Source organism: Pseudomonas sp. GL_135 (genome assembly GCF_057834665.1).
This window is the reverse complement of the sequence record NZ_CM174408.1, coordinates 4534658-4557070: the sequence shown is the minus strand read 5'-3', so window position 1 is coordinate 4557070 and position 22413 is coordinate 4534658. Positions and strand designations below refer to the sequence as shown.

The following is a 22413-nucleotide window of genomic DNA, read 5'->3' as shown; positions in this document are numbered from 1 at the left end:
GGCTGTCGCCCATCAATGCTGACGCCGCCACGCTCGTACCGTACCCACCACGATGCACAGGGCGATTACCGGCAGCGCGTAGTGAATCATCAGGCGCTCCAGTCGCTCGGCCAGTGGCATGCCCGTGGTAAACGCCACGATGTGCAGCCCATACACCGCGTACAGCCCGAGCAGCAGCAGCCCCTCCAGCCGGGCGATCCGGTACCCCGAATAGAACAGCGGCACGCACAGCGCCGCGACGCCCAGCATCACCGGCAAATCGAAATCCAGCGCATTGGGCGAGATCGATAACGGCGCGGTGGAAATCAGCGCCGTGATGCCGAGCACACCCAGCAGGTTGAACAGATTACTGCCGATGATGTTGCCCACCGCGATATCGCGCTCGCCACGCAATGCTGCGATGAGCGAGGTCATCAGCGCGGGCAGCGAGGTCGCAACGGCGATCACGGTCAGGCCGATCACCCGCTCCGACAGGCCCAGATCCAGGGCCACCGAGACCGCCGCGCCGACCAGCAGATGACTGCCAAAGGTCAGCAGGGCCAGGCCGCAGGCCATCAGCGCCAGTCGACCCAGCAGCGGCCCGACGCGACGACGCGGCTCAAGGTCCGTCCTCGCCACATGCCGCGCACCGTGGGCGAACTGGCGCACCACGACGAACAGATACGCCGCCATGGCCAGCAACAGCACGACGCCATCCAGCGCGCTCAGCTCGCCATTCCACGCCAGCGCCGCAACCAGGGCGGTGGCAGCGATCATCAATGGCAAATCGACGCGCACCAGTTGCCGGGCCACGCGCAGCGGGATGATCAGGGCAGAGAGCCCCAGTGTGACCAGCACGTTGAAGATATTGCTGCCGATGACGCTGCCCACCGCAATGTCGGTGCTGTCAGTGAACGCCGCTTGCAGCCCGACCGCCAGTTGCGGGGCGCTGCTGCCCAGCGCGACGACGGTCAGGCCGAGAAACAGAGGGCGGGTTTTGAGAAGGGCGGCCAGGGCCACGGCAGCGCGCACCGACAGTTGCGCGCCGAGGATCATCAACAGCAGGCCGCACGCCAGCTCGATGAGCGTAGGCAGGGGAAGATTCGTTAGGGCGAGAATTCAGGGCACCAGTCAGTCGTCGAGGGCTTGTACCCGCACGCGGGCGGTTCCGCTGCGCAGCATACCCAATTGCGCGGCGGCTGCACGTGACACATCGATCAGCCGCCCCCGGGTGTGCGGGCCGCGGTCGTTGATACGGACAATGACCTTGCGGTCGTTGTCCAGGTTGGTGACTTGCACGCGCGTGCCGAACGGCAGTTGCCGGTGCGCGGCGGTCAGGGAATTGGCGTCGAAGCGTTCACCGCTGGCGGTGCGCTGACCGTGGTGTTGCGAGCCGTAGTACGAGGCGCCGCCGGTGGCGTTGTAGCCGTGGGGGTCGATGAGGCCGTCACTGGCGCAGCCGGCCAGCAGAGAGAGCAGGGCGCAAGCGCCGAGGATTCGCTGCATGGGGCAGGGTCCCTACAGAATGTGATTATCGTTCCCGTGCAGAACGTGGACTGGATCAATAGGGTAGGTGCGAGGATGTGTGGGAGCGAGCTTGCTCGCGAAGACGGCGTGTCAGTCGCTAAAAACATAGCGACTGTACTAACGTGTTCGCGAGCCGCTCGCTCTCACCGGTTATGCACTCAGCCTTCCAGCTTGCGCTTCAGCAGTTCGTTGACCTGAGCCGGGTTGGCCTTGCCTTTCGATGCTTTCATCGCTTGCCCGACGAAGAAACCGAACATCTTGCCGCGTTTGGCTTCGTCGGACGCGCGATATTGCTCGACCTGCTCGGCGTTGGCGGCGAGGACATCGTCCAGCATCGACTCGATGGCGCCGCTGTCGGTGACTTGCTTCAGCCCGCGCTGCTCGATGATCTCGTCGGCGCTGCCTTCACCATTGGCCATGCCCTCAAACACCATCTTGGCGATCTTGCCGGAAATGGTGTTGTCCTTGATCCGCAGCAGCATGCCGCCCAACTGTTCAGCGCTGACCGGCGACTCGTCGATCTCGACGCCTTGCTTGTTCAGCAACGAACCCAACTCGACCATCACCCAGTTGGCCGCGAGCTTCGCGTCACCGGAAATGCTGACCACCTTCTCGAAGAAGTCTGCCTGCTCGCGGCTGGACGCCAGGACGCTGGCGTCGTACAGCGACAGGCCGAACTGCGACTGGAAGCGTTCGCGTTTCTGCGGCGGCAGTTCCGGCAACGTGGCGCGGGTATGCTCCAGGAATGCGTCTTCGATGATCACTGGCAACAGGTCAGGATCGGGGAAGTAACGGTAGTCGTTGGCTTCCTCTTTGCTGCGCATGGCACGGGTTTCGTTAGTGTTCGGGTCGTACAGGCGGGTCTGCTGAATGACCTTGCCGCCGTCTTCGATCAGGTCGATCTGGCGCTGGATCTCGCTGTTGATCGCCTTCTCGATGAAGCGGAACGAGTTGACGTTCTTGATCTCGCAGCGCGTCCCGTACTCAACCTGGCCTTTTGGACGAATCGACACGTTGCAGTCGCAGCGCAGCGAGCCTTCGGCCATGTTGCCGTCGCAGATGCCAAGGTAGCGAACCAGCGCGTGCATGGCCTTGACGTAGGCGACGGCTTCTTTGGCCGAACGCATGTCCGGCTCGGAAACGATCTCCAGCAGCGGCGTACCGGCGCGGTTCAGGTCGATGCCGGTCATGCCGCTGTAGTCTTCGTGCAGGCTCTTGCCGGCGTCTTCTTCAAGGTGGGCGCGGGTCACGCCGATGCGCTTGATGGTGCCGTCTTCCAGGGTGATGTCCAGATGGCCTTTGCCAACGATCGGCAATTCCATCTGACTGATCTGATAGCCCTTCGGCAGGTCCGGGTAGAAGTAATTCTTGCGGGCGAACACGTTGTGCTGACCGATCTCGGCATCGATGGCCAGGCCAAACTTGACCGCCATCTGCACGGCTTCCTGGTTCAGCACCGGCAACGTACCGGGCATGCCCAGGTCGACGAGGCTGGCCTGAGTGTTGGGCTCGGAGCCGAACGTGGTGGCGCTACCGGAGAAAATCTTCGATTGGGTGGTGAGCTGGGTGTGAATCTCCAGCCCGATGACGACTTCCCATTGCATGTGTTTTCTCCTTAGAAGCCAGCCGGCGAGCGGGTGTGCCAATCGGTTACTTGCTGATATTGATGGGCAACGTTCAGCAAGCGGCCTTCCTGGAAATACGGCGCCAGCAGTTGCACGCCGACCGGCAGGCCGGCGGCGAAACCGGCAGGCATCGACAGGCCCGGCAGGCCCGCGAGGTTGGCAGTGATGGTGTAGAAGTCTTCCAGGTACTCGGCGATCGGGTCGGCATTCTTGGCGCCGATTTTCCAGGCCGGGTTCGGCGTGGTCGGGCCGAGGATCACGTCGACTTCAGCGAACGCGTTCATGAAGTCGTTCTTGATCAGGCGGCGGATCTTCTGCGCCTGCAAGTAGTAAGCGTCGTAGTAACCGGCCGACAGCGCGTAGGCGCCGACCATGATCCGACGCTGCACTTCAGGGCCGAAGCCTTCGCCACGGGAGCGCTTGTACAGATCGGTGAGGTCTTTCGGGTCTTCGCAGCGATAGCCGAAGCGCACGCCGTCGAAACGCGACAGGTTCGAGGAGGCCTCGGCCGGCGCGATCACGTAGTAGGCCGGGATTGCGTGTTGCAGGTTCGGCAGGCTGATTTCCTTGACCACGGCGCCGAGCTTTTTCAACTCTTCGACGCTGGCCATGATCAGATCGGCGATGCGCGGGTCCAGACCTGCGCTGAAGTATTCCTTCGGCACGCCAATACGCAGGCCTTGCAGCGAGGCATTCAGGCCGGCGCTGTAATCCGGCACGGGTTCGTCGATGCTGGTGGAATCGTTGACGTCGAAACCGGCCATGCCTTGCAGCAACAGCGCGCAGTCTTCAGCGGTGCGTGCCATCGGGCCAGCCTGATCGAGACTGGAGGCGTAGGCGATCATGCCCCAGCGCGACACGCGACCATAAGTCGGCTTCAGGCCGGTCAGGTTGGTCAGTGCGGCAGGCTGGCGAATGGAACCGCCGGTGTCGGTGCCGGTGGCGCCAGGCAGCAGACGCGCGGCAACGGCCGCAGCGGAACCGCCGGACGAACCGCCCGGGACGTGTTGCAGGTTCCACGGGTTTTTCACCGCGCCGTAATGGCTGGATTCGTTGGCCGACCCCATGGCGAATTCGTCCATGTTGGTCTTGCCCAGGGTCACGGTGCCGGCGGCGGCGAGCCTGGCAACCACAGTGGCGTCATAGGGCGCCTTGAAGTTGTCGAGCATCTTCGACGCGCAACTGGTGCGAATGCCCTTGGTGCAGAAGAGGTCCTTGTGCGCCAGGGGAGCGCCCAGCAGCGCGCCGGTTTCGCCTGCCGCACGACGGGCGTCGGCGGCCTGAGCCTGGGTAATCGCCAGGTCTTCGGTGACGGTAATGAAGCTATTGAGCTGCGGATCCAGCTGGGCGATGCGCGCCAGCAGATTGCGGGTCAATTCTTCGGAAGAAAACTTTTTATCGGCGAGTCCGCGAGCGATCTCTGCCAGAGTCATTTGATGCATTGCAGGCACATTCCCTTAGTCGAGGACTTTCGGAACCAGATAAAGGCCGTCTTGGACCGCTGGTGCGATGGCTTGATAGGCGTCGCGATGATTGACCTCGGTAACGGCGTCTACACGCAGGCGTTGCGAGGCTTCAAGGGGATGCGCGAGGGGCTCGATGCCGGTGGTATCGACCGCCTGCATCTGGTCAATCAGCCCGAGAATGCTGTTCAGTGCTTCAGTAGTACGCGGGATATCGGCGTCATTAAGGCCCAGTCGGGCCAGATGAGCGATTTTTTCCACGTCGGAGCGATCTAGCGCCATGGGGTTCTCCAGTGGAATGCGCACGGCGCGAGCCGTACGTCAGATTGCGGAACACTACGCCCTTTAAACGGTCATAAGGCCGCGATCTACCAGGGTAGTGCTCGGAAAAACCGCCAATTTAACATATTGGCTCCTTGCCCAAAATCCCTGTCGTTGTTAGAGTTTGCCGCACTTTTTTACCCACGCGTTGCCTAGGGTCCTTTCCCCATGTTCAAGAAACTGCGTGGCATGTTTTCCAGCGATCTTTCCATCGACCTGGGCACTGCCAACACCCTTATTTACGTGCGTGAGCGCGGCATTGTGCTGAATGAGCCATCAGTTGTGGCCATTCGGACCCACGGAAATCAGAAGAGCGTTGTTGCGGTCGGGATGGAAGCCAAGCGGATGCTGGGCCGTACCCCGGGCAACATCGCCGCCATTCGCCCGATGAAAGACGGCGTCATCGCCGATTTCAGCGTCTGCGAAAAAATGCTTCAGTACTTCATCAACAAGGTTCACGAGAACAGCTTCCTGCAGCCAAGCCCTCGTGTGCTGATCTGCGTTCCCTGCAAATCGACCCAGGTCGAGCGTCGCGCCATCCGCGAATCCGCTCTGGGCGCCGGTGCACGTGAAGTGTTCCTGATCGAAGAGCCAATGGCTGCGGCCATCGGTGCCGGCCTGCCGGTCGAAGAGGCCCGCGGTTCGATGGTCGTCGACATCGGTGGCGGTACCACTGAAATCGCGCTGATCTCCCTGAACGGCGTCGTGTATGCCGAATCCGTCCGTGTCGGTGGCGACCGTTTCGACGAAGCGATCATCACTTACGTGCGTCGCAACTACGGCAGCCTGATCGGCGAATCCACTGCCGAGCGCATCAAGCAGGAAATCGGCACGGCCTATCCGGGCGGCGAAGTGCGTGAAGTCGATGTGCGGGGTCGCAATCTGGCCGAAGGCGTGCCACGTGCCTTCACCCTGAACTCCAATGAAGTGCTGGAAGCGTTGCAGGAATCTCTCGCAACCATCGTTCAGGCCGTGAAGAGCGCGCTGGAGCAGTCTCCGCCAGAGTTGGCCTCGGACATCGCCGAGCGCGGTCTGGTGCTGACCGGTGGTGGCGCGTTGCTGCGTGATCTCGACAAGCTGCTGGCCCAGGAAACCGGTCTGCCGGTGATCGTGGCTGAAGACCCGCTGACCTGCGTCGCTCGCGGCGGTGGTCGTGCGCTGGAAATGATGGACAAGCACACCATGGACCTGCTCTCCAGCGAATAAGTCGCCGGAACGCAGCATGTTGCGCTTAACGGGCAGCACCTCACCGTGCTGCCTGTTCGTGTCTGACCTGTTGACGTCGCGCAGCGATGTTGCAAGTCTGACGCCCTGCATTTCCATCAACCCGCATCAGGCCGGTTTCATGTCGCATGAATAAGCACAGTCACACTCACGCATCTCTGGAAGGAGCGGCCCATTAAACCGCTTTTCTCCAAGGGCCCGTCCCTGGGCGTCCGTCTACTGGTGCTGGTCGTGCTGTCTGTGGCCATCATGGTCGTGGACGCGCGTTTCACCCTGCTCAAGCCTGTCCGCAGCCAGATGTCGCTGGTGCTGATGCAGTCCTACTGGATTGCCGATCTCCCCGAGCGCCTGTATCAGGGCGTCGCCAGCCAGTTTGGCAGCCGCACCGAACTCGCCGCCGAAAACGAAAAACTCAAGACCGAGAACCTGCTGCTCCAAGGCCGCCTGCAAAAGCTGGCTGCCCTGACCGAGCAGAACGTGCGTCTGCGCGAGTTGCTGAATTCGTCGGCACTGGTCAACGAGAAAGTCGAAGTCGCCGAGCTGATCGGCATGGACCCGAACCCGTTCACCCACCGGATCATCATCAACAAGGGTGAGCGCGACGGCGTGGTCCTCGGTCAACCGGTGCTCGATGCACGCGGCCTGATGGGGCAGGTGGTCGAATTGATGCCGTACACGTCTCGCGTGCTGCTGCTGACCGACACCACCCACAGCATTCCGGTGCAGGTGAACCGTAACGGCCTGCGCGCGATTGCCAGCGGCACCGGCAACCCGGAACGCCTTGAGCTGCGGCATGTGGCGGACACCGCCGACATCAAGGAAGGCGACCTGCTGGTGAGCTCCGGTCTGGGGCAGCGCTTCCCGGCAGGCTATCCGGTGGCGACGGTCAAGGAAGTGATTCACGACTCCGGCCAGCCCTTCGCCATCGTGCGAGCGGTGCCGACGGCTGCGCTGAATCGCAGCCGCTATCTGCTGTTGGTGTTCTCGGACGGCCGTTCTCCAGAAGAACGCGCTGCCGACGCCGCGCAGCAGCAGGAATCCCTTGATCGTCAGACGGCTGATCCGTCAGCGGTGCCATCGGCCACCGTGCCCGGTGCTGCCCCAGCCGCCACGCCGAACAAAGCGGTCGTTCCGGCCACCGTGCCGAAGCCTGCCGGGCACAGTGCTTCATCGACGCCCGCCAGCGCCAACGCCAATGGCGCAGCGGCTCCGGCGACCACCGCACCGGCGGCAACCACGCCTGCCAAGCCCGCGACCAGCAAGCCGCCCGCCAAACCTGCGGCGAAACCTGCCGCCACCCGACCGGCGACCCCTGCTGCGACCCCGGCCGCTCCACGCGAGAGGGAAGAATAATGGCGCGTCATGCTCCCGCACGAAACGGCTGGGTGGTCTGGCTGACCTTCGCCATCGGCCTGCTGCTCAGCGTTTCGCCGCTGCCGCAGTTCATGGAAATTTTTCGCCCTTTGTGGCTGGCGCTGCTGCTGGCCTTTTGGGCATTGGCGTTGCCGCACAAGATCGGCATGGTCACGGCGTGGATGCTGGGGCTGGCCGAGGATGTGCTGTACGGCACGTTGCTGGGGCAGAACGCGTTGATCCTTACGCTGATTACCTTTCTGGTGCTCTCGTTGCAGCAACGTTTGCGCATGTTCCCCATGTGGCAGCAGTGCCTGGTGATCCTGGTGATTTTCGGCCTCGCGCAGCTGGTGCAGCTGTGGCTCAGCGCCCTGACCGGCAACCGTCAGCCGACCCTGGCGCTGGTCTTGCCGGCGTTGGTCAGCGCATTGCTCTGGCCATGGGTCAGCTACGGCCTGCGCGGATTGCGCCTGCGCTTGAAGATCAACTGAGCAATACCATTCAGTAGGACCGGCTGCGGTCTGTCTCAGTAGGACCGGCTTCAGCCGGGAAGAGGCCGGTATGGGCGCCATCAATTTTGCAGCGTGACACCCGACGCTTTCCCGGCTAAAGCCGGTCCCACAGGATGAACGCGATGCTTCAGTGGGACCGGGTCTGAGTGCGCGATCTGTTTTTAGTGGGACCGGCTTTAGCCGGGAAGAGGCCGGTGTGACCACCATCACGTTAGCGGCATGCACCAAGGCTACGCTTGTGATCAACGACACGGAGACGTCCCATGCCCCAACTTCTTCTTGCCTCCGGCTCCCCGCGCCGTCGCGAATTGCTGATTCAGATTGGCGTGCCGTTCACGACCCTGAGCGCCGATATCGACGAAACCCCTCTGGCTGACGAAACCCCAGCCGCTTACGTCCTGCGACTGGCTCGTGGCAAGGCGGACGCCGGGCTGCTACAGCTCGCCAACGATCCTGCGTACCCGACCGCCTGCGTCCTCGGTGCCGACACCGCCGTGGTCCTTGATGGCCGCATCCTCGGCAAACCGGCGGATGAAGCCGAGTCGCTGGCAATGCTCGCCGCACTGTCGAACCGGGAACACGAAGTCCTGACCGCCGTCGCCGTGGTCCACGAAGAGCGCTGCGAAACGCGAACTGTCACCAGCCGTGTCCGTTTCCGCGAGATCCCGGAAGATGAGGCCCGCCGCTACTGGTCCAGCGGCGAGCCCTGCGACAAGGCTGGCGGCTATGGCATTCAAGGGCTTGGCGCGGTGTTCGTGGAAAACCTCAGTGGCAGTTATTCCGCCGTGGTTGGCCTGCCCTTGTGCGAAACCGCAGAAATCCTCCAGCGTTTCGGCATACCCTGTTGGCAACGCCCGGAAGGTGACAAGTCATGAGTGAAGAGATTCTGATCAACATCACGCCGATGGAATCGCGCGTGGCCGTCGTTGAGAACGGGGTGTTGCAAGAGGTGCACGTCGAACGCACTCAACGTCGCGGGATCGTGGGCAATATCTACAAGGGCAAGGTCGTGCGCGTGCTGCCTGGCATGCAGGCGGCATTCATCGACATCGGCCTGGACCGCGCGGCGTTTATTCATGCATCGGAAATCTCCATGCGCGAAGGCCCGGCCGTGGAGACCATTAGCTCGCTGGTCCACGACGGACAGAGTCTTGTCGTGCAGGTCACCAAAGACCCGATCGGCAGCAAAGGCGCGCGGTTGACGACTCAACTGTCGATCCCGTCCCGCTATCTCGTCTACATGCCGCGCACGGCCCATGTCGGCATTTCTCTGAAAATCGAAGACGAAGCCGAGCGCGAACGCCTGAAACAAGTGGTCAGCGATTGCGTCGCCAAGGAAGGGATCAAGGAGAAGGGCGGGTTCATCCTGCGCACGGCGGCCGAAGGCGCGGGCGCGGACGAGATCATGATGGACATCCGCTACCTGCGCAGGCTGTGGGACCAGATTGGTGAGCAGATCAAAACCATCAGCCCGGCCAGCGTGATCTACGAAGACTTGGGGCTGGCGTTGCGCACGTTGCGCGATCTGGTCAGCCCGCGCACCGAAAAGATTCGCATCGATTCACGGGAAACCTTCCAGAAGACCACCCAGTTCGTCGCCGAGCTGATGCCGGAAATCGCCGACCGCCTTGAGCATTACCCCGGCGAACGGCCGATCTTCGACCTGTATGGCGTCGAGGACGAAATTCAGCGAGCGCTGGACCGTAAGGTGCCCCTCAAGTCCGGCGGCTACCTGGTGATCGATCCTGCCGAGGCCATGACCACCATCGACGTCAACACCGGCGCGTTCGTCGGCCATCGCAACCTCGAAGAGACCATCTTCAAGACCAATCTTGAAGCAGCGACGGCCATTGCCCGGCAGCTGCGGCTGCGCAACATCGGCGGCATCATCATCATCGATTTCATCGACATGGAAGACGCCGAGCACCAGCGTCAGGTGCTGCGAACTCTCGAAAAACAACTCGAGCGCGATCACGCCAAAACCAACATCATCGGCATCACCGAACTGGGTCTGGTGCAGATGACGCGCAAGCGCACCCGGGAAAGTCTGGAGCAAGTGCTCTGCGAGCCATGCAGCAGTTGCCAGGGCCGTGGCAAGCTGAAGACACCGGAGACCATCTGCTACGAGATATTCCGTGAGATTCTGCGCGAAGCCCGCGCTTATCAAGCGGTGGGTTATCGCGTGCTGGCCAATCAGAAAGTGGTCGACCGGCTGCTCGACGAAGAATCCGGCAACGTGGCCGAGCTGGAGGTGTTCATCGGCAGGACCATTCGTTTCCAGGTCGAGACCATGTACTCCCAGGAACAATATGACGTCGTGCTGCTCTGAGAGTGCGTGATGCGCCGCGCTGCCGAGTGGCGGTGCCGTTGAAGACAGAAAACAGTGCCCTTGAGGCAGACGGAACGGATGCCGTCCAAAGAGAACACCGCGTGGCGATTGAGCACAACCTGGACGTACCCGCACCTGCACGATTGGGCCGGATTCCGCTTGCAGGCAGTTTTTGCGGAGGCGCTGCGGCATGGAGCGTCTGACCCGCTTTCTGGCTGTGCTGACCCGTTGGGGGCTGAGCCTGTGCGCCCTCGTCGTAGTGCTGGTTGCGCTTTACGTGAGCGTCGGACGCCAGTTGGTCCCGATGGTGGCCGAATACCGCGCCGACGTCGAAGCCAAGGCTCAGGCCGCGCTGGGCATGCCGGTAAGCATTGGCCGACTGGAGGGCAGCTGGAGCGGCTTCGCCCCCGTCTTCGTTGCGCGTGACGTGATGATCGGTGAAGGCGGCAACGCTGTTCGCCTTGACCATGTTCGGGCCATGCCGGACCTGCTTGCCAGTTTGCGGACCCGCGAAGTCCGCCTCGAACGGCTTGAGCTGGACGGCCTGCAGATCGGCCTGAAAGAAGACCAGAACGGCCATTGGGCACTGCAAGGGCTTCCGGTGCAGCCCGACCAGATTGCCGATCCCGAGAAAATCCTCAACCAGATGCAGATGGTTTCGCAGCTGTCGCTGTTCGACAGCCAAATCACCTTGCAGCCGTATGACCACTCGCCTCTGACGCTGACCTACGTGAGCCTGACGCTGAAGACCGGCAGCCTGCATCAGCGCCTCGACGCCCGCTTGAACCTGCCTGACGGCCAGCCGCTGTCGCTGAACGTTCGCTCTACTGTCCGCGCCCACGAGTGGCGCGACGGCGCGGCCGAAGCGTACCTGAGTCTCCCGCAAAGCGACTGGTCGAAGTGGCTGCCGAAGAGCCTGACCCGCAACTGGAAGATCCAGAAGCTCAAGGCTGGCGGTGAGTTGTGGCTGAACTGGGGCAAAGGCAATCTTCAGAGCGCGGTTGCGCGCCTGAATGCGCCGCAGTTCAAAGGCGCGTACGCCGACCGCAAACCTGCAAGCATCGATAATCTTGCCCTCAATGCCTGGTTTCAGCGCGACGAAAAAGGCTTTAGCGCCACGCTCGACCCGTTGGCGATGGACCTGAACAGCAAGCGTTGGGAAAGTCACGTTCACCTGCAGCAGACCGCCGCGACGGCCGACGCCGAAGAACTGTGGCACGTTCAGGCTGACCGGCTTGATCTGACGCCAATCACGCCGCTGCTCGACTCACTGGCACCGTTGCCCGACAAAGTCATGGTGGCGGTCGACCGCCTGAAAGTCACCGGCGGGCTGCGCAACGTGCTGGTCGATTACCGACCGCACGCCGAGCCGCCCAAGCGATTGAGCTTCGCCGCCAATCTGGACAAGGTCGGGTTCGACGCCTACCACGGCGCGCCGGCGGCGGGGAACGTCAGCGGTGCCATTAGCGGTGATCTCGGCCAGGGCGAACTGCGCCTCGACACCGACGATTTCATGCTGCATCTGGACCCGATCTTCCGTAACGAATGGAAGTACCTTCATGCCAATGCAAAGCTGACGTGGTCGCTGGACGATCAGGGCTTCACGCTGATTGCGCCGTACATCAAGGTCGAGGGGGAAGAGGGCAGCATTGCCAGTGATTTCCTGATCCGCCTGCACTTCGATCACAGCCAGGAAGACTACATGGACCTGCGCGTCGGGCTGGTCGACGGCGACGGTCGCTACACCTCCAAGTATTTGCCCGCCGTGCTCAGCCCGGCCCTCGATCAGTGGCTGCGCACCGCGATTCTGGGGGGCAACGTCGATCAGGGTTTCTTCCAGTACCAAGGCTCGATCAACAAGGACGCGCCTGATGTGGCCCGGGTCATCAGCCTGTTCTTCAAGGTGCGCAACGCGAGCCTGGCCTTCCAGCCGGGATGGCCGCAGCTGAACAATGTCGACGGCGATGTGTTCGTCGAGAACAGCGGCGTGCGCATTCGTGCCAACAAAGGTCAATTGCTGAACACTCAGGTCAGCAACGTCGATGTGGACATTCCCCACGTGCCGGCGGGCCAGTCCAGCCATCTGTTGGTGGATGCAGATCTGAAAGGCAGCCTCCAGGACGGTATGAAGATTCTTCAGGAAGCGCCGATCGGCACCGCCCAGACCTTTGCGGGCTGGCAGGCGGAAGGGCCGTTGCAGGGGCATCTCAATCTGGATATTCCCCTGGTCAAGGGTCAGGACCCCAAGGTCGTGATGGATTTCAGTACCGACAGCGCGCGGCTCAAGCTCGCTGATCCGGTGCTGGAGCTGACGCAACTGCGGGGCGACTTCCGATTCGATTACACCAAAGGCTTGAGCGGCAAGAACATCAAGGCCGTCGCGATCGACAAGTCGGTGAACGCCGAGATTTTTGCCGAAGGCAAGCCGGGGGCGCCGGTGACGCGCATCACCGCCAGCAGCCAGATCGCCAGCAAACGCCTGACCGATTGGCTGGGCGTTACGCAGCCACTGCCGATCTCGGGGGATCTGCCCTATCAGTTGCAGTTGACGTTGAGCGGCAACGCTAGTCAGCTGCAGATCAACTCGAATCTGAAAGGGCTGGCGGTCGATCTGCCGGCGCCGTTCGGCAAAACCGCTGATGAGACGCGCGACACCGATTTCCGCATGAACCTGCAAGGGCCGGAGCGTCGCATTGACGTCGGCTACGGCAACATCGCTAACCTCGCGTTCGCATCACCGCCGGGCGCGTTTGCTGACGGGCGTGGCGAGCTGTTCCTCGGCGAAGGCGGGGCGATCGTGCCGGACAGCAAGGGCCTGCGCGTTCGCGGCTCGTTGCCGGAACTGGACATCGCGCCCTGGCAAGCCATGGCTGAGCGCTACGCTGGCAATGACCCGGGCGGCAGCGCCAAGCAGTTACTCAACAGCGTCGATTTGCAGATCGGCAAGCTGACCGCGATGGGCACGACCCTGGAGCAGGTGGGGGTTCAGCTTCAACGCAGCAGCGCCGCATGGGCCCTGTCGCTGGACAGCTCGAAGGTGAAAGGCACGGCAACGTTGCCGGACAGCAAGACTGCGCCCATCGACATCAGCCTGCTGTATGTGCGCTTGCCGGCGCCGGACCCGACCGCGGCGGTCGTTGAAAACGCGCCGGACCCGTTGGCGGACGTGGACCCGCGCAAGATCCCTGCGCTGAACATCAAGATCACCCAGCTGTTTCAGGGCGATCAATTGATGGGCGCGTGGTCGCTCAAGGTCCGCCCGACGCCGAACGGCATCCAGATGGCCGACATGAATCTGGGCCTCAAGGGCATCGCGCTGCTGGGCAACGGCGGCTGGGAAGGTACGCCGGGGACGACCAGCAGTTGGTTCAAGGGCCAGGTGAGCGGCAAGAATCTCGCTGACGTGCTGAAAGCCTGGGGTTTCGCGCCCACCGTTACCAGTCAGGAATTCGAGCTGAACGCTGACGGTCGCTGGCCGGGCTCGCCCGCGTGGGTAGGCTTGAAGCGTTACTCCGGCAGCCTGGATGCGACGCTGAAGAATGGCCAGTTCGTTGAGGTCGAGGGCGGCGCGCAGGCGTTGCGGGTGTTCGGCCTGCTGAACTTCAATTCGATTGGCCGGCGTCTGCGCCTGGACTTCTCCGACCTGCTGGGCAAGGGCCTGAGCTACGACAAGGTGAAGGGGCTGTTGGTGGCGAGCGATGGTGTCTACGTCACTCGCGATCCGATCACCATGACCGGCCCGTCCACCAATCTGGAGCTCGACGGCACGCTGGACATGGTCCGCGACCGCGTCGACGCCAAGCTTTTGGTCACGCTGCCGGTGACCAATAACCTGCCGATTGCCGCGTTGATCGTCGGCGCGCCAGCAATCGGCGGCGCGTTGTTTCTCGTCGACAAGCTGCTCGGGGATCGCGTATCGCGCTTCGCCAGCGTGCAGTACAAGGTTGAAGGACCATGGAAAGAACCCAAGATCACCTTCGACAAACCGTTCGAGAAACCGCAGTAATCACAGTGCAATCCCAAGGGGACTGATTTATTTACAGCGCTTCACCGTAAATTAATCTGTCCCCCGTGGCTGAGTTCTGCGGTGCAACACCCGCCGCCTTCCCGCCTAAAGCCGGTCCACTGCGGTTGGCTGTCGAATTGGGACTGTCGAACAAGCACCAATCATCGGTGCCTGGAGTAGAGTGCAGTTCTATCGATCAGGGAGCGCTTATGTCCTTTGCAGTCATTCAGATGGTCAGCCAGAGCGATGTGCTCGGCAATCTGGCCCAGGCGCGCAGGTTGCTGGAACAGGCCGCAGCGTCGGGTGCGAAGCTGGCCGTGCTCCCGGAAAACTTCGCTGCCATGGGCCGTCGTGATGTGGCTGCCATCGGCCGCGCCGAGGCCCTTGGTGAAGGACCGATCCTGCCATGGTTGAAACTGGCTGCTCGCGACCTCACATTATGGATAGTTGCCGGGACATTGCCGCTGCCCCCTGAGGGTCAGCCTGATGGCAAAGTCACGGCGTGTTCGCTGCTGATTGACGATCAGGGCCAGCAAGTCGCGCGTTACGACAAGCTGCATCTGTTCGATGTCGATGTCGCCGATGCGAGAGGGCGCTACCGGGAATCCGACGATTACGCCCATGGCAACAACGTGGTGGTGGCCGACACACCCGTTGGGCGTCTGGGGCTTTCGGTGTGTTACGACCTGCGTTTTCCCGAGCTGTACACTGCGCTGCGGGAAGCGGGGGCTGAATTGATCAGCGCGCCGTCTGCCTTCACCGCGGTGACCGGCGCGGCGCACTGGGAGATTCTGCTGCGCGCCCGCGCCATCGAAACCCAGTGCTACATACTGGCGGCCGCGCAAGGTGGAATTCATCCGGGACCGAGAGAAACATTTGGGCACGCGGCGATCATAGATCCATGGGGCCGCGTGATGGCCGAGCAGACACAGGGTGAAGCCGTGCTGCTGGCCGAACGAGACAGCGTAGAACAAGCGTCCATACGGGCGCGCATGCCGGTATCGAATCACCGGCGATTTTTTTCGCAGGCCGCCGTGCGACCTGCCAATACCCCGGAGTGAATATGAGCCACTTGTCCTCTGTCAGCGAACACCTTCTGGCACCCGGCGGCCTGAGCATCGACAGCCTGCAATCGGTGCTCGGCGAGCTGGCCGGCCCCGGCATTGACGCGGCCGACCTGTATTTTCAGGGGCAGATTTCCGAGTCCTGGGCGCTGGAAGACGGCATCGTCAAAGAAGGCAGTTTCAACCTGGACCAGGGCGTCGGCGTCCGCGCGCAATCGGGTGAGAAAACCGGCTTCGCCTACAGCAACGCCATCACCCCTGAAGCACTGACCCAGGCGGCCCGTGCCGCTCGCTCGATTTCCCGTGCGGGTCAGAATGGCCAAGTTCAAGCGTTCACCACTCAGGACGTCGCCCAGCTGTATGCACCGGACAACCCGCTGGAAGTCATGACCCGCGCCGAGAAGGTCGAGCTGCTCAAGCGCGTCGACGCCGCCACCCGTGCGCTGGACCCGCGTATTCAGCAGGTCACCGTGAGCATGGCCGGTGTCTGGGAACGCATTCTTGTGGCCTCAACGGATGGCGGTCTTGCCGCCGACGTGCGTCCGCTGGTGCGCTTCAACGTCAGCGTGATCGTCGAGCAGAACGGCCGTCGTGAGCGCGGCGGGCATGGCGGCGGCGGTCGTACCGATTACCGTTATTTCCTCAGCGACGACCGTGCCATGGGCTATGCCCGCGAAGCGCTGCGTCAGGCGCTGGTCAATCTCGAAGCCATCCCGGCCCCGGCGGGCACCTTGCCAGTGGTGTTGGGCTCGGGCTGGTCCGGCGTGCTGCTGCACGAAGCCGTCGGCCACGGCCTTGAAGGCGACTTCAATCGCAAGGGCAGTTCGGCTTACAGTGGCCGCATGGGCGAGATGGTCGCGTCCAAGCTCTGCACCATCGTCGATGACGGCACCCTGGCCGATCGCCGCGGTTCTCTCACCGTCGATGACGAAGGCACCCCGACCGAGTGCACCACGCTGATCGAAAACGGCGTGCTCAAGGGCTACATGCAAGACAAGCTCAACGCACGGCTGATGGGCGTGGCGCGTACGGGTAACGGTCGTCGCGAGTCCTACGCGCACCTGCCGATGCCGCGCATGACCAACACCTACATGCTCGGCGGCCAGAGCGATCCGGCGGAAATCATCGCCTCGGTCAAGCGCGGCATCTACTGCGCCAACCTCGGCGGTGGACAGGTGGACATCACCAGCGGCAAGTTCGTCTTCTCCACCAGCGAGGCCTATCTGATCGAAGACGGCAAAATCACCGCGCCGGTCAAAGGTGCGACGCTGATTGGCAACGGCCCGGAATGCATGAGCCGCGTGTCGATGGTGGGCAACGATCTGTCACTGGACAGCGGCGTTGGCACGTGCGGCAAAGACGGTCAATCGGTTCCGGTCGGCGTCGGTCAGCCCACGCTGAAGATCGATGCGATCACCGTTGGCGGCACTGGCGGGGCTTGAGAGTCGAGGGGGCTTGCGCCGGTTGAGTGACTCAATCGGCGCAGCGGTTCTAGCGCAGTCCGCGTTTGCTTTCGTCTAGCTCGCGGATGTATTTGAAGATTTTGCGGGTCGCGGTAGGGGCCTTGTTCTGCGCAGCTTCGTGCTGAGCCTGACGGATCAGCGAGCGCAGTTGCTGGCGGTCGGCGTCCGGGTATTCACTGACGAATTGCTCGAGCACGTCGTCAGTGCCGGTCACCAGGCGATCACGCCAGCGTTCCAGGTTGTGAAAGCGCTCGTTGTACTGGCGCGTAGAGGCGTCAAGCTGATCGAGCAGCACCAGGATTTCATCCAGATCCTGATCGCGCATCAGCTTGCCGATAAATTGGATGTGGCGTTTGCGCGCAATGTGCGCGGTGTGCTTGGGAGCATCGGCCAGTGCCCGACGCAGAGGGTCGGTCAGAGGCAGCTTGGCCAGCACATCGGGCTTGAATGTCGTCAAGCGTTCGCCCAGCTCCACCAGAGCGTGAAGCTCTCGTTTGACCTGGGTTTTGCTTTTCTCTCCGTCGAAGGAGTCGTCGTAAGAATCAACCATGGGGGCCGTCCGCAAATAAACGCCGCCATGATAACCAGTCAGGGCCCGGTTGTCCGGCCCGGCTGCTGAAATCAGAATTTGATGGAGAACGTCATGAGTGCATCAGAAAGCGTCGGCCCGCAGGCTTTGCCGGCATTGCAGCAGCAGGTCGAGCAGATCGTCGCTGAAGCCAAGCGTCAGGGCGCGACCGCGTGCGAAGTCGCCGTATCGCTGGAGCAGGGCCTGTCCACCACGGTTCGCCAGCGCGAAGTCGAGACGGTCGAATTCAACCGTGATCAGGGTTTCGGCATCACCTTGTACATGGGCCATCGCAAGGGTTCGGCCAGCACCTCCGCGAGCGGCCCCGACGCCATTCGTGAAACCGTTGCCGCCGCCCTGGCCATCGCCAAACACACGTCGGAAGACGAGGCCTCAGGTCTCGCCGACGCTGCGCTGATGGCGAAAGACCAGCCGGATTTTGATCTTTATCACCCGTGGGACATCACTCCCGAGCAGGCAATCGAGCGCGCGCTGATCTGTGAAGCCGCTGCCTTCGACGCCGACAGCCGGATCAAGAACGCCGACGGCACCACGCTGAACGTGCATCAGGGCTGCCGCGTGTATGGCAACAGTCACGGTTTCATCGGCGGCTACGCGTCGACCCGCCACAGCCTGAGCTGCGTGATGATCGCCGAAGGCGAGGGGCAGATGCAGCGCGACTACTGGTATGACGTCAACCGTCGTGGCGAGCTGTTGATGGACGCCACACTGATTGGCCAGAAAGCTGCCGAACGCGCGGCGAGTCGACTGGGCGCAAGGCCGGTGCCGACCTGCGAAGTGCCGGTGCTGTTCTCGGCAGAACTGGCGGGCGGTCTGTTCGGCAGTTTCATGGGCGCGATTTCCGGCGGCAACCTGTACCGCAAATCGTCGTTCCTCGAAGGCGCGATCGGTCAGCGTCTGTTCCCCGAGTGGATGACCATCGATGAGCGCCCCCATCTGGTCGGCGCCATGGGCAGTTCTGCGTTCGACGGCGATGGCCTGGCGACCTACGCCAAGCCGTTTGTCGAAAATGGCGATCTGGTTTCCTACATCCTCAGCACCTATTCAGGCCGCAAACTCGGCCTGCCGAGCACCGCGAACGCCGGTGGCGTGCATAACCTGTTCGTCAGCCATGGCACCGAAGACCAGGCAGCACTGATCCGCCGAATGGGGCGCGGGCTGCTGGTCACCGAGTTGATGGGCAGCGGCCTGAACATGGTCACCGGCGATTACTCCCGCGGTGCGGCGGGTTTCTGGGTCGAGAACGGCGAGATCCAGTTCGCGGTTCAGGAAGTGACCATTGCCGGCAACATGCGCGACATGTTCAAGCAGATCGTCGCCGTGGGCAGCGATCTGGAGTTGCGCAGCAACATCCGCACAGGTTCCGTGCTGATCGAGAAAATGATGGTGGCGGGTAGCTAAGTTCGCTGTGTTTCACCGCTTCATCCCAAGGCCTGCCCCGATCCCGGTGCGGGCCTTTTTAATGGGCGTGTTTTGGCTCAGCGCGTTAACTCAATCCATCGGCGGGGTTGTTTTGATTCTTAAACTCATTTAATAATGAATCTCATTCGTTAGGTGGGCCTTGGTCATGGGCACTGTTCTGCACGAGTCGCCGTACCTGGAGCACTGGCGCGCATTGAGTCTGCGGATTCGTTGCGCGCTGGATCCGGACGAGCCGCGGCTCATCGAACACTACCTTGCGGAAGGCCGCTATCTGGCGCGCTTTACCGCCACGCCCAAATCCCTCATCTGTGAAAGCACCTTCCGCCTGCTGCTCGACACCGCCAACGACACCGCACTGCCCTGGCACTGGCGATGCCTGTGCCTGGATCAGGCATGGCGTCCGCTGCGTGACATGCAGTCGCTCGCCGAGTCGGTTGCGCAACAGCAACGCGTCCAGGCTTTCGCCCGGAGCCTTGCGACCTGCGCGCTGCTGCCGTCGATGCCTCTGGCAGAACCCGCGCCATCGAATCCGCAAAACGCCCTGCCGACGGCATCTGATCGCCGGCGCCACCCGTGAGGACCTGCGCCATGGAGCAATGGAAACGTACCATCCTGAGCGGTAACAGTTGCTTCAACCGAGGCGACCTGATCGATGCGCGCGAGCTGTACCTGCAGGCTCTCGCCCTGGCGCAAGTGCTGCTCGACCGATGGCGCGTCGCCGATGAAGCCGTGGCGGCGTACGTGATTTCTCATCACAACCTGGCGGATCTTCACTTGAGTCTGGGTCAGTCGGAGGAGAGCGCCGAATACCTCTGCACCGTCCATCAGCGGCTGTTGAATGTGATTCAAGACCCGCAAATGGCACCGGCCCTGCGACAGGCAGCGCTGCGACACAGTAATAAAACCTACAGCGAACTCTTGGGTTTCGTCGGCCAATACGGCGAGTACCCACGTACCCAACGCCTGCTCAACAGCAATGGCGAACATTCCCGCTCGGCGCTTCAGCACTCTGCTGCTCGTGCCGGCACCCTCTCGTTCGGAGTCCACTGACATGCCCTTTACGTTGCCAGCTTTGCCCTACGCCTACGATGCGCTCGAACCCCACATCGATGCTCAGACCATGGAAATCCACTACAGCAAGCACCACCAGACCTACGTCAATAACCTCAACGCGGCGGTCGACGGCACTGAATACGCCGAGTGGCCCATCGAGAGGTTGGTCGCCAGCGTCGCCGAGCTTCCTGAAAAAATGCGCCCGGCGGTCATCAATCAGGGCGGCGGTCATGCCAACCACTCTCTATTCTGGGAAGTGATGAGCGCCCAGGGCGGCGGCGTGCCAAGCGGTGCGCTGGCGTCAGCGATCGACGGGCAACTGGGCGGATTCGAAGCGTTCAAAGATGCCTTCACCAAGGCGGCGCTGACACGTTTCGGCAGCGGCTGGGCCTGGCTGAGCGTCACCCCTGACAAAAAGCTCGTGGTAGAAAGCAGCGGCAATCAGGACAGCCCCCTCATGAACGGCAACACGCCGATCCTCGGGCTGGACGTCTGGGAGCACGCTTATTACCTGCGCTACCAGAACCGTCGGCCGGAATACATCGCCGCGTTCTACAACGTCGTCAACTGGGATGAAGTTGCCAGGCGCTACGCAGCAGCACTCGGCTGAAAACTCCCAGAACTCGGATAAGGCGATTTATGCGCTCGGACATACTGGCTCTCGGCAGCGTGCGGTTATTGCGCCTGGCATTGGGCTTGATTCTGGTCATCGTTGGCACAGCGTTGCTGGTGGCCCAGGGTCTCTCGTGGGTGGCGCTTGAGCCCAGAATGTTACGAGCGCTGGAAGGCGGCGCCATCTGTGCGTTGGGCACCGCGCTGGGGGCCGTGCCGGTGCTGGTGATCCGTGGCATGCCGGTGGCGGTGTCCGACGGCCTGCTGGGTTTCGGCGCCGGCATCATGCTGGCGGCGACAGCCTTTTCGTTGATCGTGCCGGGCCTGGGTGCGGCTCATGACTTGGGCTTTACCCCATGGGGCGCCGGAGCCTTGGTCAGCTTCGGGATACTGCTCGGGGCGGCGGGTTTGTTTCTGGTGGATACGCTGGTTTCCAGAGGGCCGCAGTTATCGGAGGTGGCCGGGAAGCCGGGGATCCCTTCGAACATCTGGCTGTTTGTGATTGCCATCATTGCCCACAACATTCCGGAAGGCATGGCAGTGGGGGTGTCGGCAGGCGGCGGTCTGGCCCATGCCGACAGCTTGGCGATGGGCATCGCTTTGCAGGACGTCCCGGAAGGACTGGTTATCGCGCTGGTGCTGGCGTCGGCCGGCATGTCGCGGCTCAAGGCGTTTCTGATCGGCGCGGCGTCCGGGTTGGTCGAGCCGGTGTTCGCGGTGCTTTGCGCCTGGCTGGTGGAAGTGGCCGCGTTGCTGTTGCCGGTGGGCCTGGCGTTGGCGGCCGGGGCGATGCTGCTGGTGGTGACCCACGAAATCATCCCCGAATCCCGTCGCAATGGTCACGAAAAGATCGCGAGCTTCGGATTGCTGGTCGGATTCTGCCTGATGATGGTGATGGACACCGCGCTGGCCTGAGGAGCGCGCAGGTGAAGGTCTGCCTCAGCCCAGCTTCGACAGCGTCACGGCATCTGGCTCGCCATCAAAAAACGCCTCAAGCACTTGCTGAAACACCGGCGTGTCCGGCGCGACCGCTGCAAACAGCGTCATGCTTGATCGCAGCTTCATGTCATCCGGTGAACCCATGATCTGCGTGGCGCTGCGGTCTTCCCATTGAAGCAACGCTTCGCAGCAACGCGCTAGCCGATCACCCAATACCGGATGCTGCACATAAGCGATCGCCTCTTCACGCCCACTGATGCCATACCGCCGGGCCATGTCGCTGTGGCCCAGGCCGGCCAGCTGCGGGAAGACGAACCACATCCAGTGCGACTGTTTGCGCCCGGATTTGAGTTCCGCCAATGCGCGTTCATGCATTGACGCTTGCGCCTCGACAAATCGCTGCAGGTCAAATGGATCGCTCATTTCACTCCCCTCGTTATGACCACGGCACCCCGCCGTTCCTGAGATTGAGACTACAGCAGCAGGCGATGTTTCCAGCTCTTTGAGGCGCCGACTCCCCAGGTGGATAAAAACCCTTATAATCCTGCGCCTATTCATCTGATGCGAGATCCGCCGTGAGCTTACCGCCGTGCCCAAAATGCAGTTCCGAGTACACCTACGAAGATGGCAGCCAGCTCGTGTGCCCGGAATGCGCCCACGAGTGGTCGGCTGATGGCGCCAGCGCCGAAGCGGGCGATGACACCAAGGTCATCAAGGACGCAGTGGGTAACACCCTGCAGGACGGCGACACCGTCACGGTCATCAAGGACCTGAAGGTCAAGGGCTCGTCGCTGGTGGTCAAGGTCGGCACCAAGGTGAAAAACATCCGCCTGGTGGACGGCGATCACGACATCGACTGCAAAATCGACGGCATCGGCGCGATGAAGTTGAAGTCCGAGTTTGTGAAGAAGGGTTGATCGCCGGCCGGCCTG

22 protein-coding genes are annotated in these 22413 nt (G+C 62.3%); 15 read left to right on the top strand and 7 right to left on the bottom strand.

Features of this window, described 5'->3' with window-relative positions; genetic code table 11:
• Positions 1–12 precede the first annotated feature (12 nt).
• From AC3ISG_RS20255 to gatC, 5 genes are all read right to left on the bottom strand, one after another.
• The gene (locus AC3ISG_RS20255) at positions 13–1035 is read right to left on the bottom strand and encodes a calcium/sodium antiporter (protein WP_489299561.1); all 1023 of its coding nucleotides are present in this window, start codon (positions 1033–1035) and stop codon (positions 13–15) included.
• A gap of 75 nt (positions 1036–1110) precedes the next feature.
• Positions 1111–1485: a septal ring lytic transglycosylase RlpA family protein gene (locus AC3ISG_RS20250; protein WP_272632464.1), complete on the bottom strand. Its 375-nt coding sequence runs from the start codon at positions 1483–1485 to the stop codon at positions 1111–1113.
• Between the two features lie 179 nt (positions 1486–1664).
• The gene (gene gatB, locus AC3ISG_RS20245) at positions 1665–3110 is read right to left on the bottom strand and encodes an Asp-tRNA(Asn)/Glu-tRNA(Gln) amidotransferase subunit GatB (protein ID WP_122623281.1); all 1446 of its coding nucleotides are present in this window, start codon (positions 3108–3110) and stop codon (positions 1665–1667) included.
• Positions 3111–3121: 11 nt separating this feature from the next.
• Complete coding sequence (gene gatA / locus AC3ISG_RS20240) at positions 3122–4573, bottom strand: Asp-tRNA(Asn)/Glu-tRNA(Gln) amidotransferase subunit GatA (protein WP_489297804.1); 1452 nt, start codon at positions 4571–4573, stop codon at positions 3122–3124.
• 15 nt (positions 4574–4588) lie between these two features.
• Entirely contained in the window at positions 4589–4876 is a 288-nt protein-coding gene (gatC, locus tag AC3ISG_RS20235; RefSeq protein WP_122534975.1) for an Asp-tRNA(Asn)/Glu-tRNA(Gln) amidotransferase subunit GatC, read from the bottom strand.
• A gap of 207 nt (positions 4877–5083) precedes the next feature.
• Between gatC and mreB the strand changes: the two genes are divergently transcribed.
• The 9 genes from mreB to tldD all read left to right on the top strand — a co-directional run bounded on the left by mreB (position 5084) and on the right by tldD (position 16845).
• Positions 5084–6121 (top strand): rod shape-determining protein MreB, encoded by a 1038-nt coding sequence (gene mreB, locus AC3ISG_RS20230; RefSeq protein ID WP_020292894.1) that lies wholly within the window; start codon positions 5084–5086, stop codon positions 6119–6121.
• Between the two features lie 16 nt (positions 6122–6137).
• On the top strand, positions 6138–6275 hold the full coding sequence (locus tag AC3ISG_RS20225; RefSeq protein ID WP_192170698.1) for a hypothetical protein: 138 nt from the start codon (positions 6138–6140) through the stop codon (positions 6273–6275).
• A 68-nt stretch (positions 6276–6343) separates the two neighbouring features.
• The gene (gene mreC / locus AC3ISG_RS20220) at positions 6344–7492 is read left to right on the top strand and encodes a rod shape-determining protein MreC (protein WP_487215600.1); all 1149 of its coding nucleotides are present in this window, start codon (positions 6344–6346) and stop codon (positions 7490–7492) included.
• On the top strand, positions 7492–7983 hold the full coding sequence (gene mreD / locus AC3ISG_RS20215; RefSeq protein ID WP_065990112.1) for a rod shape-determining protein MreD: 492 nt from the start codon (positions 7492–7494) through the stop codon (positions 7981–7983). The genes mreC and mreD overlap by 1 nt, the downstream gene beginning before the upstream one ends.
• Positions 7984–8267: 284 nt before the next feature.
• Positions 8268–8879, top strand: a complete 612-nt coding sequence (locus AC3ISG_RS20210; RefSeq protein ID WP_489297803.1) for a Maf family protein — start codon at positions 8268–8270, stop codon at positions 8877–8879.
• Positions 8876–10333: a ribonuclease G gene (gene rng, locus AC3ISG_RS20205; RefSeq protein WP_037012596.1), complete on the top strand. Its 1458-nt coding sequence runs from the start codon at positions 8876–8878 to the stop codon at positions 10331–10333. The genes AC3ISG_RS20210 and rng overlap by 4 nt, the downstream gene beginning before the upstream one ends.
• Before the next feature lie 190 nt (positions 10334–10523).
• Positions 10524–14339: a YhdP family protein gene (locus AC3ISG_RS20200; protein ID WP_489297802.1), complete on the top strand. Its 3816-nt coding sequence runs from the start codon at positions 10524–10526 to the stop codon at positions 14337–14339.
• Between the two features lie 209 nt (positions 14340–14548).
• Positions 14549–15400 carry a carbon-nitrogen hydrolase family protein gene (locus AC3ISG_RS20195; RefSeq protein ID WP_489297801.1) on the top strand — a complete coding sequence of 284 codons (852 nt, stop codon included), beginning with the start codon at positions 14549–14551 and terminating at the stop codon, positions 15398–15400.
• Between the two features lie 2 nt (positions 15401–15402).
• Positions 15403–16845 (top strand): metalloprotease TldD, encoded by a 1443-nt coding sequence (gene tldD, locus AC3ISG_RS20190; RefSeq protein ID WP_122623286.1) that lies wholly within the window; start codon positions 15403–15405, stop codon positions 16843–16845.
• Between the two features lie 49 nt (positions 16846–16894).
• Here tldD and yjgA read toward each other — a convergent pair whose 3' ends face one another.
• Positions 16895–17416, bottom strand: coding sequence for a ribosome biogenesis factor YjgA (gene yjgA, locus AC3ISG_RS20185; RefSeq protein WP_065990105.1), 522 nt, complete (start codon positions 17414–17416; stop codon positions 16895–16897).
• Between the two features lie 93 nt (positions 17417–17509).
• On the opposite strand from yjgA, the gene pmbA reads away from it, so the two are divergent.
• The 5 genes from pmbA (at position 17510) to AC3ISG_RS20160 (ending at position 21457) form a co-directional block, all read left to right on the top strand.
• Positions 17510–18856, top strand: coding sequence for a metalloprotease PmbA (pmbA, locus tag AC3ISG_RS20180; protein ID WP_122623287.1), 1347 nt, complete (start codon positions 17510–17512; stop codon positions 18854–18856).
• A gap of 166 nt (positions 18857–19022) precedes the next feature.
• Entirely contained in the window at positions 19023–19454 is a 432-nt protein-coding gene (locus AC3ISG_RS20175; protein ID WP_241072716.1) for a FagA protein, read from the top strand.
• A gap of 11 nt (positions 19455–19465) precedes the next feature.
• Positions 19466–19927, top strand: coding sequence for a DUF2753 family protein (locus AC3ISG_RS20170; protein ID WP_489297800.1), 462 nt, complete (start codon positions 19466–19468; stop codon positions 19925–19927).
• Between the two features lies 1 nt (position 19928).
• The gene (locus AC3ISG_RS20165) at positions 19929–20540 is read left to right on the top strand and encodes a superoxide dismutase (protein ID WP_122534983.1); all 612 of its coding nucleotides are present in this window, start codon (positions 19929–19931) and stop codon (positions 20538–20540) included.
• A gap of 29 nt (positions 20541–20569) precedes the next feature.
• A complete protein-coding gene (locus tag AC3ISG_RS20160) occupies positions 20570–21457 on the top strand; it encodes a ZIP family metal transporter (protein WP_489297799.1) in 888 nt (295 codons plus the stop codon).
• Between the two features lie 24 nt (positions 21458–21481).
• Here AC3ISG_RS20160 and AC3ISG_RS20155 read toward each other — a convergent pair whose 3' ends face one another.
• On the bottom strand, positions 21482–21904 hold the full coding sequence (locus tag AC3ISG_RS20155; RefSeq protein WP_122534985.1) for a DUF1810 domain-containing protein: 423 nt from the start codon (positions 21902–21904) through the stop codon (positions 21482–21484).
• Positions 21905–22056: 152 nt separating this feature from the next.
• Between AC3ISG_RS20155 and AC3ISG_RS20150 the strand changes: the two genes are divergently transcribed.
• Entirely contained in the window at positions 22057–22398 is a 342-nt protein-coding gene (locus AC3ISG_RS20150) for a zinc ribbon domain-containing protein YjdM (protein ID WP_065990097.1), read from the top strand.
• The last annotated feature ends 15 nt before the right edge of the window (positions 22399–22413 follow it).

Excerpts from the sequence above, each read along its gene's own strand:
- AC3ISG_RS20255 (WP_489299561.1), bottom strand. The coding sequence starts at position 1,035 with ATGATCCTCGGCGCGCAACTGTCGGTGCGCGCTGCCGTGGCCCTGGCC.
- AC3ISG_RS20250 (WP_272632464.1), bottom strand. The coding sequence starts at position 1,485 with ATGCAGCGAATCCTCGGCGCTTGCGCCCTGCTCTCTCTGCTGGCCGGC.
- gatB (WP_122623281.1), bottom strand. The coding sequence starts at position 3,110 with ATGCAATGGGAAGTCGTCATCGGGCTGGAGATTCACACCCAGCTCACC.
- gatA (WP_489297804.1), bottom strand. The coding sequence starts at position 4,573 with ATGCATCAAATGACTCTGGCAGAGATCGCTCGCGGACTCGCCGATAAA.
- gatC (WP_122534975.1), bottom strand. The coding sequence starts at position 4,876 with ATGGCGCTAGATCGCTCCGACGTGGAAAAAATCGCTCATCTGGCCCGA.
- mreB (WP_020292894.1), top strand. The coding sequence starts at position 5,084 with ATGTTCAAGAAACTGCGTGGCATGTTTTCCAGCGATCTTTCCATCGAC.
- AC3ISG_RS20225 (WP_192170698.1), top strand. The coding sequence starts at position 6,138 with ATGTTGCGCTTAACGGGCAGCACCTCACCGTGCTGCCTGTTCGTGTCT.
- mreD (WP_065990112.1), top strand. The coding sequence starts at position 7,492 with ATGGCGCGTCATGCTCCCGCACGAAACGGCTGGGTGGTCTGGCTGACC.
- AC3ISG_RS20210 (WP_489297803.1), top strand. The coding sequence starts at position 8,268 with ATGCCCCAACTTCTTCTTGCCTCCGGCTCCCCGCGCCGTCGCGAATTG.
- rng (WP_037012596.1), top strand. The coding sequence starts at position 8,876 with ATGAGTGAAGAGATTCTGATCAACATCACGCCGATGGAATCGCGCGTG.
- AC3ISG_RS20200 (WP_489297802.1), top strand. The coding sequence starts at position 10,524 with ATGGAGCGTCTGACCCGCTTTCTGGCTGTGCTGACCCGTTGGGGGCTG.
- AC3ISG_RS20195 (WP_489297801.1), top strand. The coding sequence starts at position 14,549 with ATGTCCTTTGCAGTCATTCAGATGGTCAGCCAGAGCGATGTGCTCGGC.
- tldD (WP_122623286.1), top strand. The coding sequence starts at position 15,403 with ATGAGCCACTTGTCCTCTGTCAGCGAACACCTTCTGGCACCCGGCGGC.
- yjgA (WP_065990105.1), bottom strand. The coding sequence starts at position 17,416 with ATGGTTGATTCTTACGACGACTCCTTCGACGGAGAGAAAAGCAAAACC.
- pmbA (WP_122623287.1), top strand. The coding sequence starts at position 17,510 with ATGAGTGCATCAGAAAGCGTCGGCCCGCAGGCTTTGCCGGCATTGCAG.
- AC3ISG_RS20175 (WP_241072716.1), top strand. The coding sequence starts at position 19,023 with ATGGGCACTGTTCTGCACGAGTCGCCGTACCTGGAGCACTGGCGCGCA.
- AC3ISG_RS20170 (WP_489297800.1), top strand. The coding sequence starts at position 19,466 with ATGGAGCAATGGAAACGTACCATCCTGAGCGGTAACAGTTGCTTCAAC.
- AC3ISG_RS20165 (WP_122534983.1), top strand. The coding sequence starts at position 19,929 with ATGCCCTTTACGTTGCCAGCTTTGCCCTACGCCTACGATGCGCTCGAA.
- AC3ISG_RS20160 (WP_489297799.1), top strand. The coding sequence starts at position 20,570 with ATGCGCTCGGACATACTGGCTCTCGGCAGCGTGCGGTTATTGCGCCTG.
- AC3ISG_RS20155 (WP_122534985.1), bottom strand. The coding sequence starts at position 21,904 with ATGAGCGATCCATTTGACCTGCAGCGATTTGTCGAGGCGCAAGCGTCA.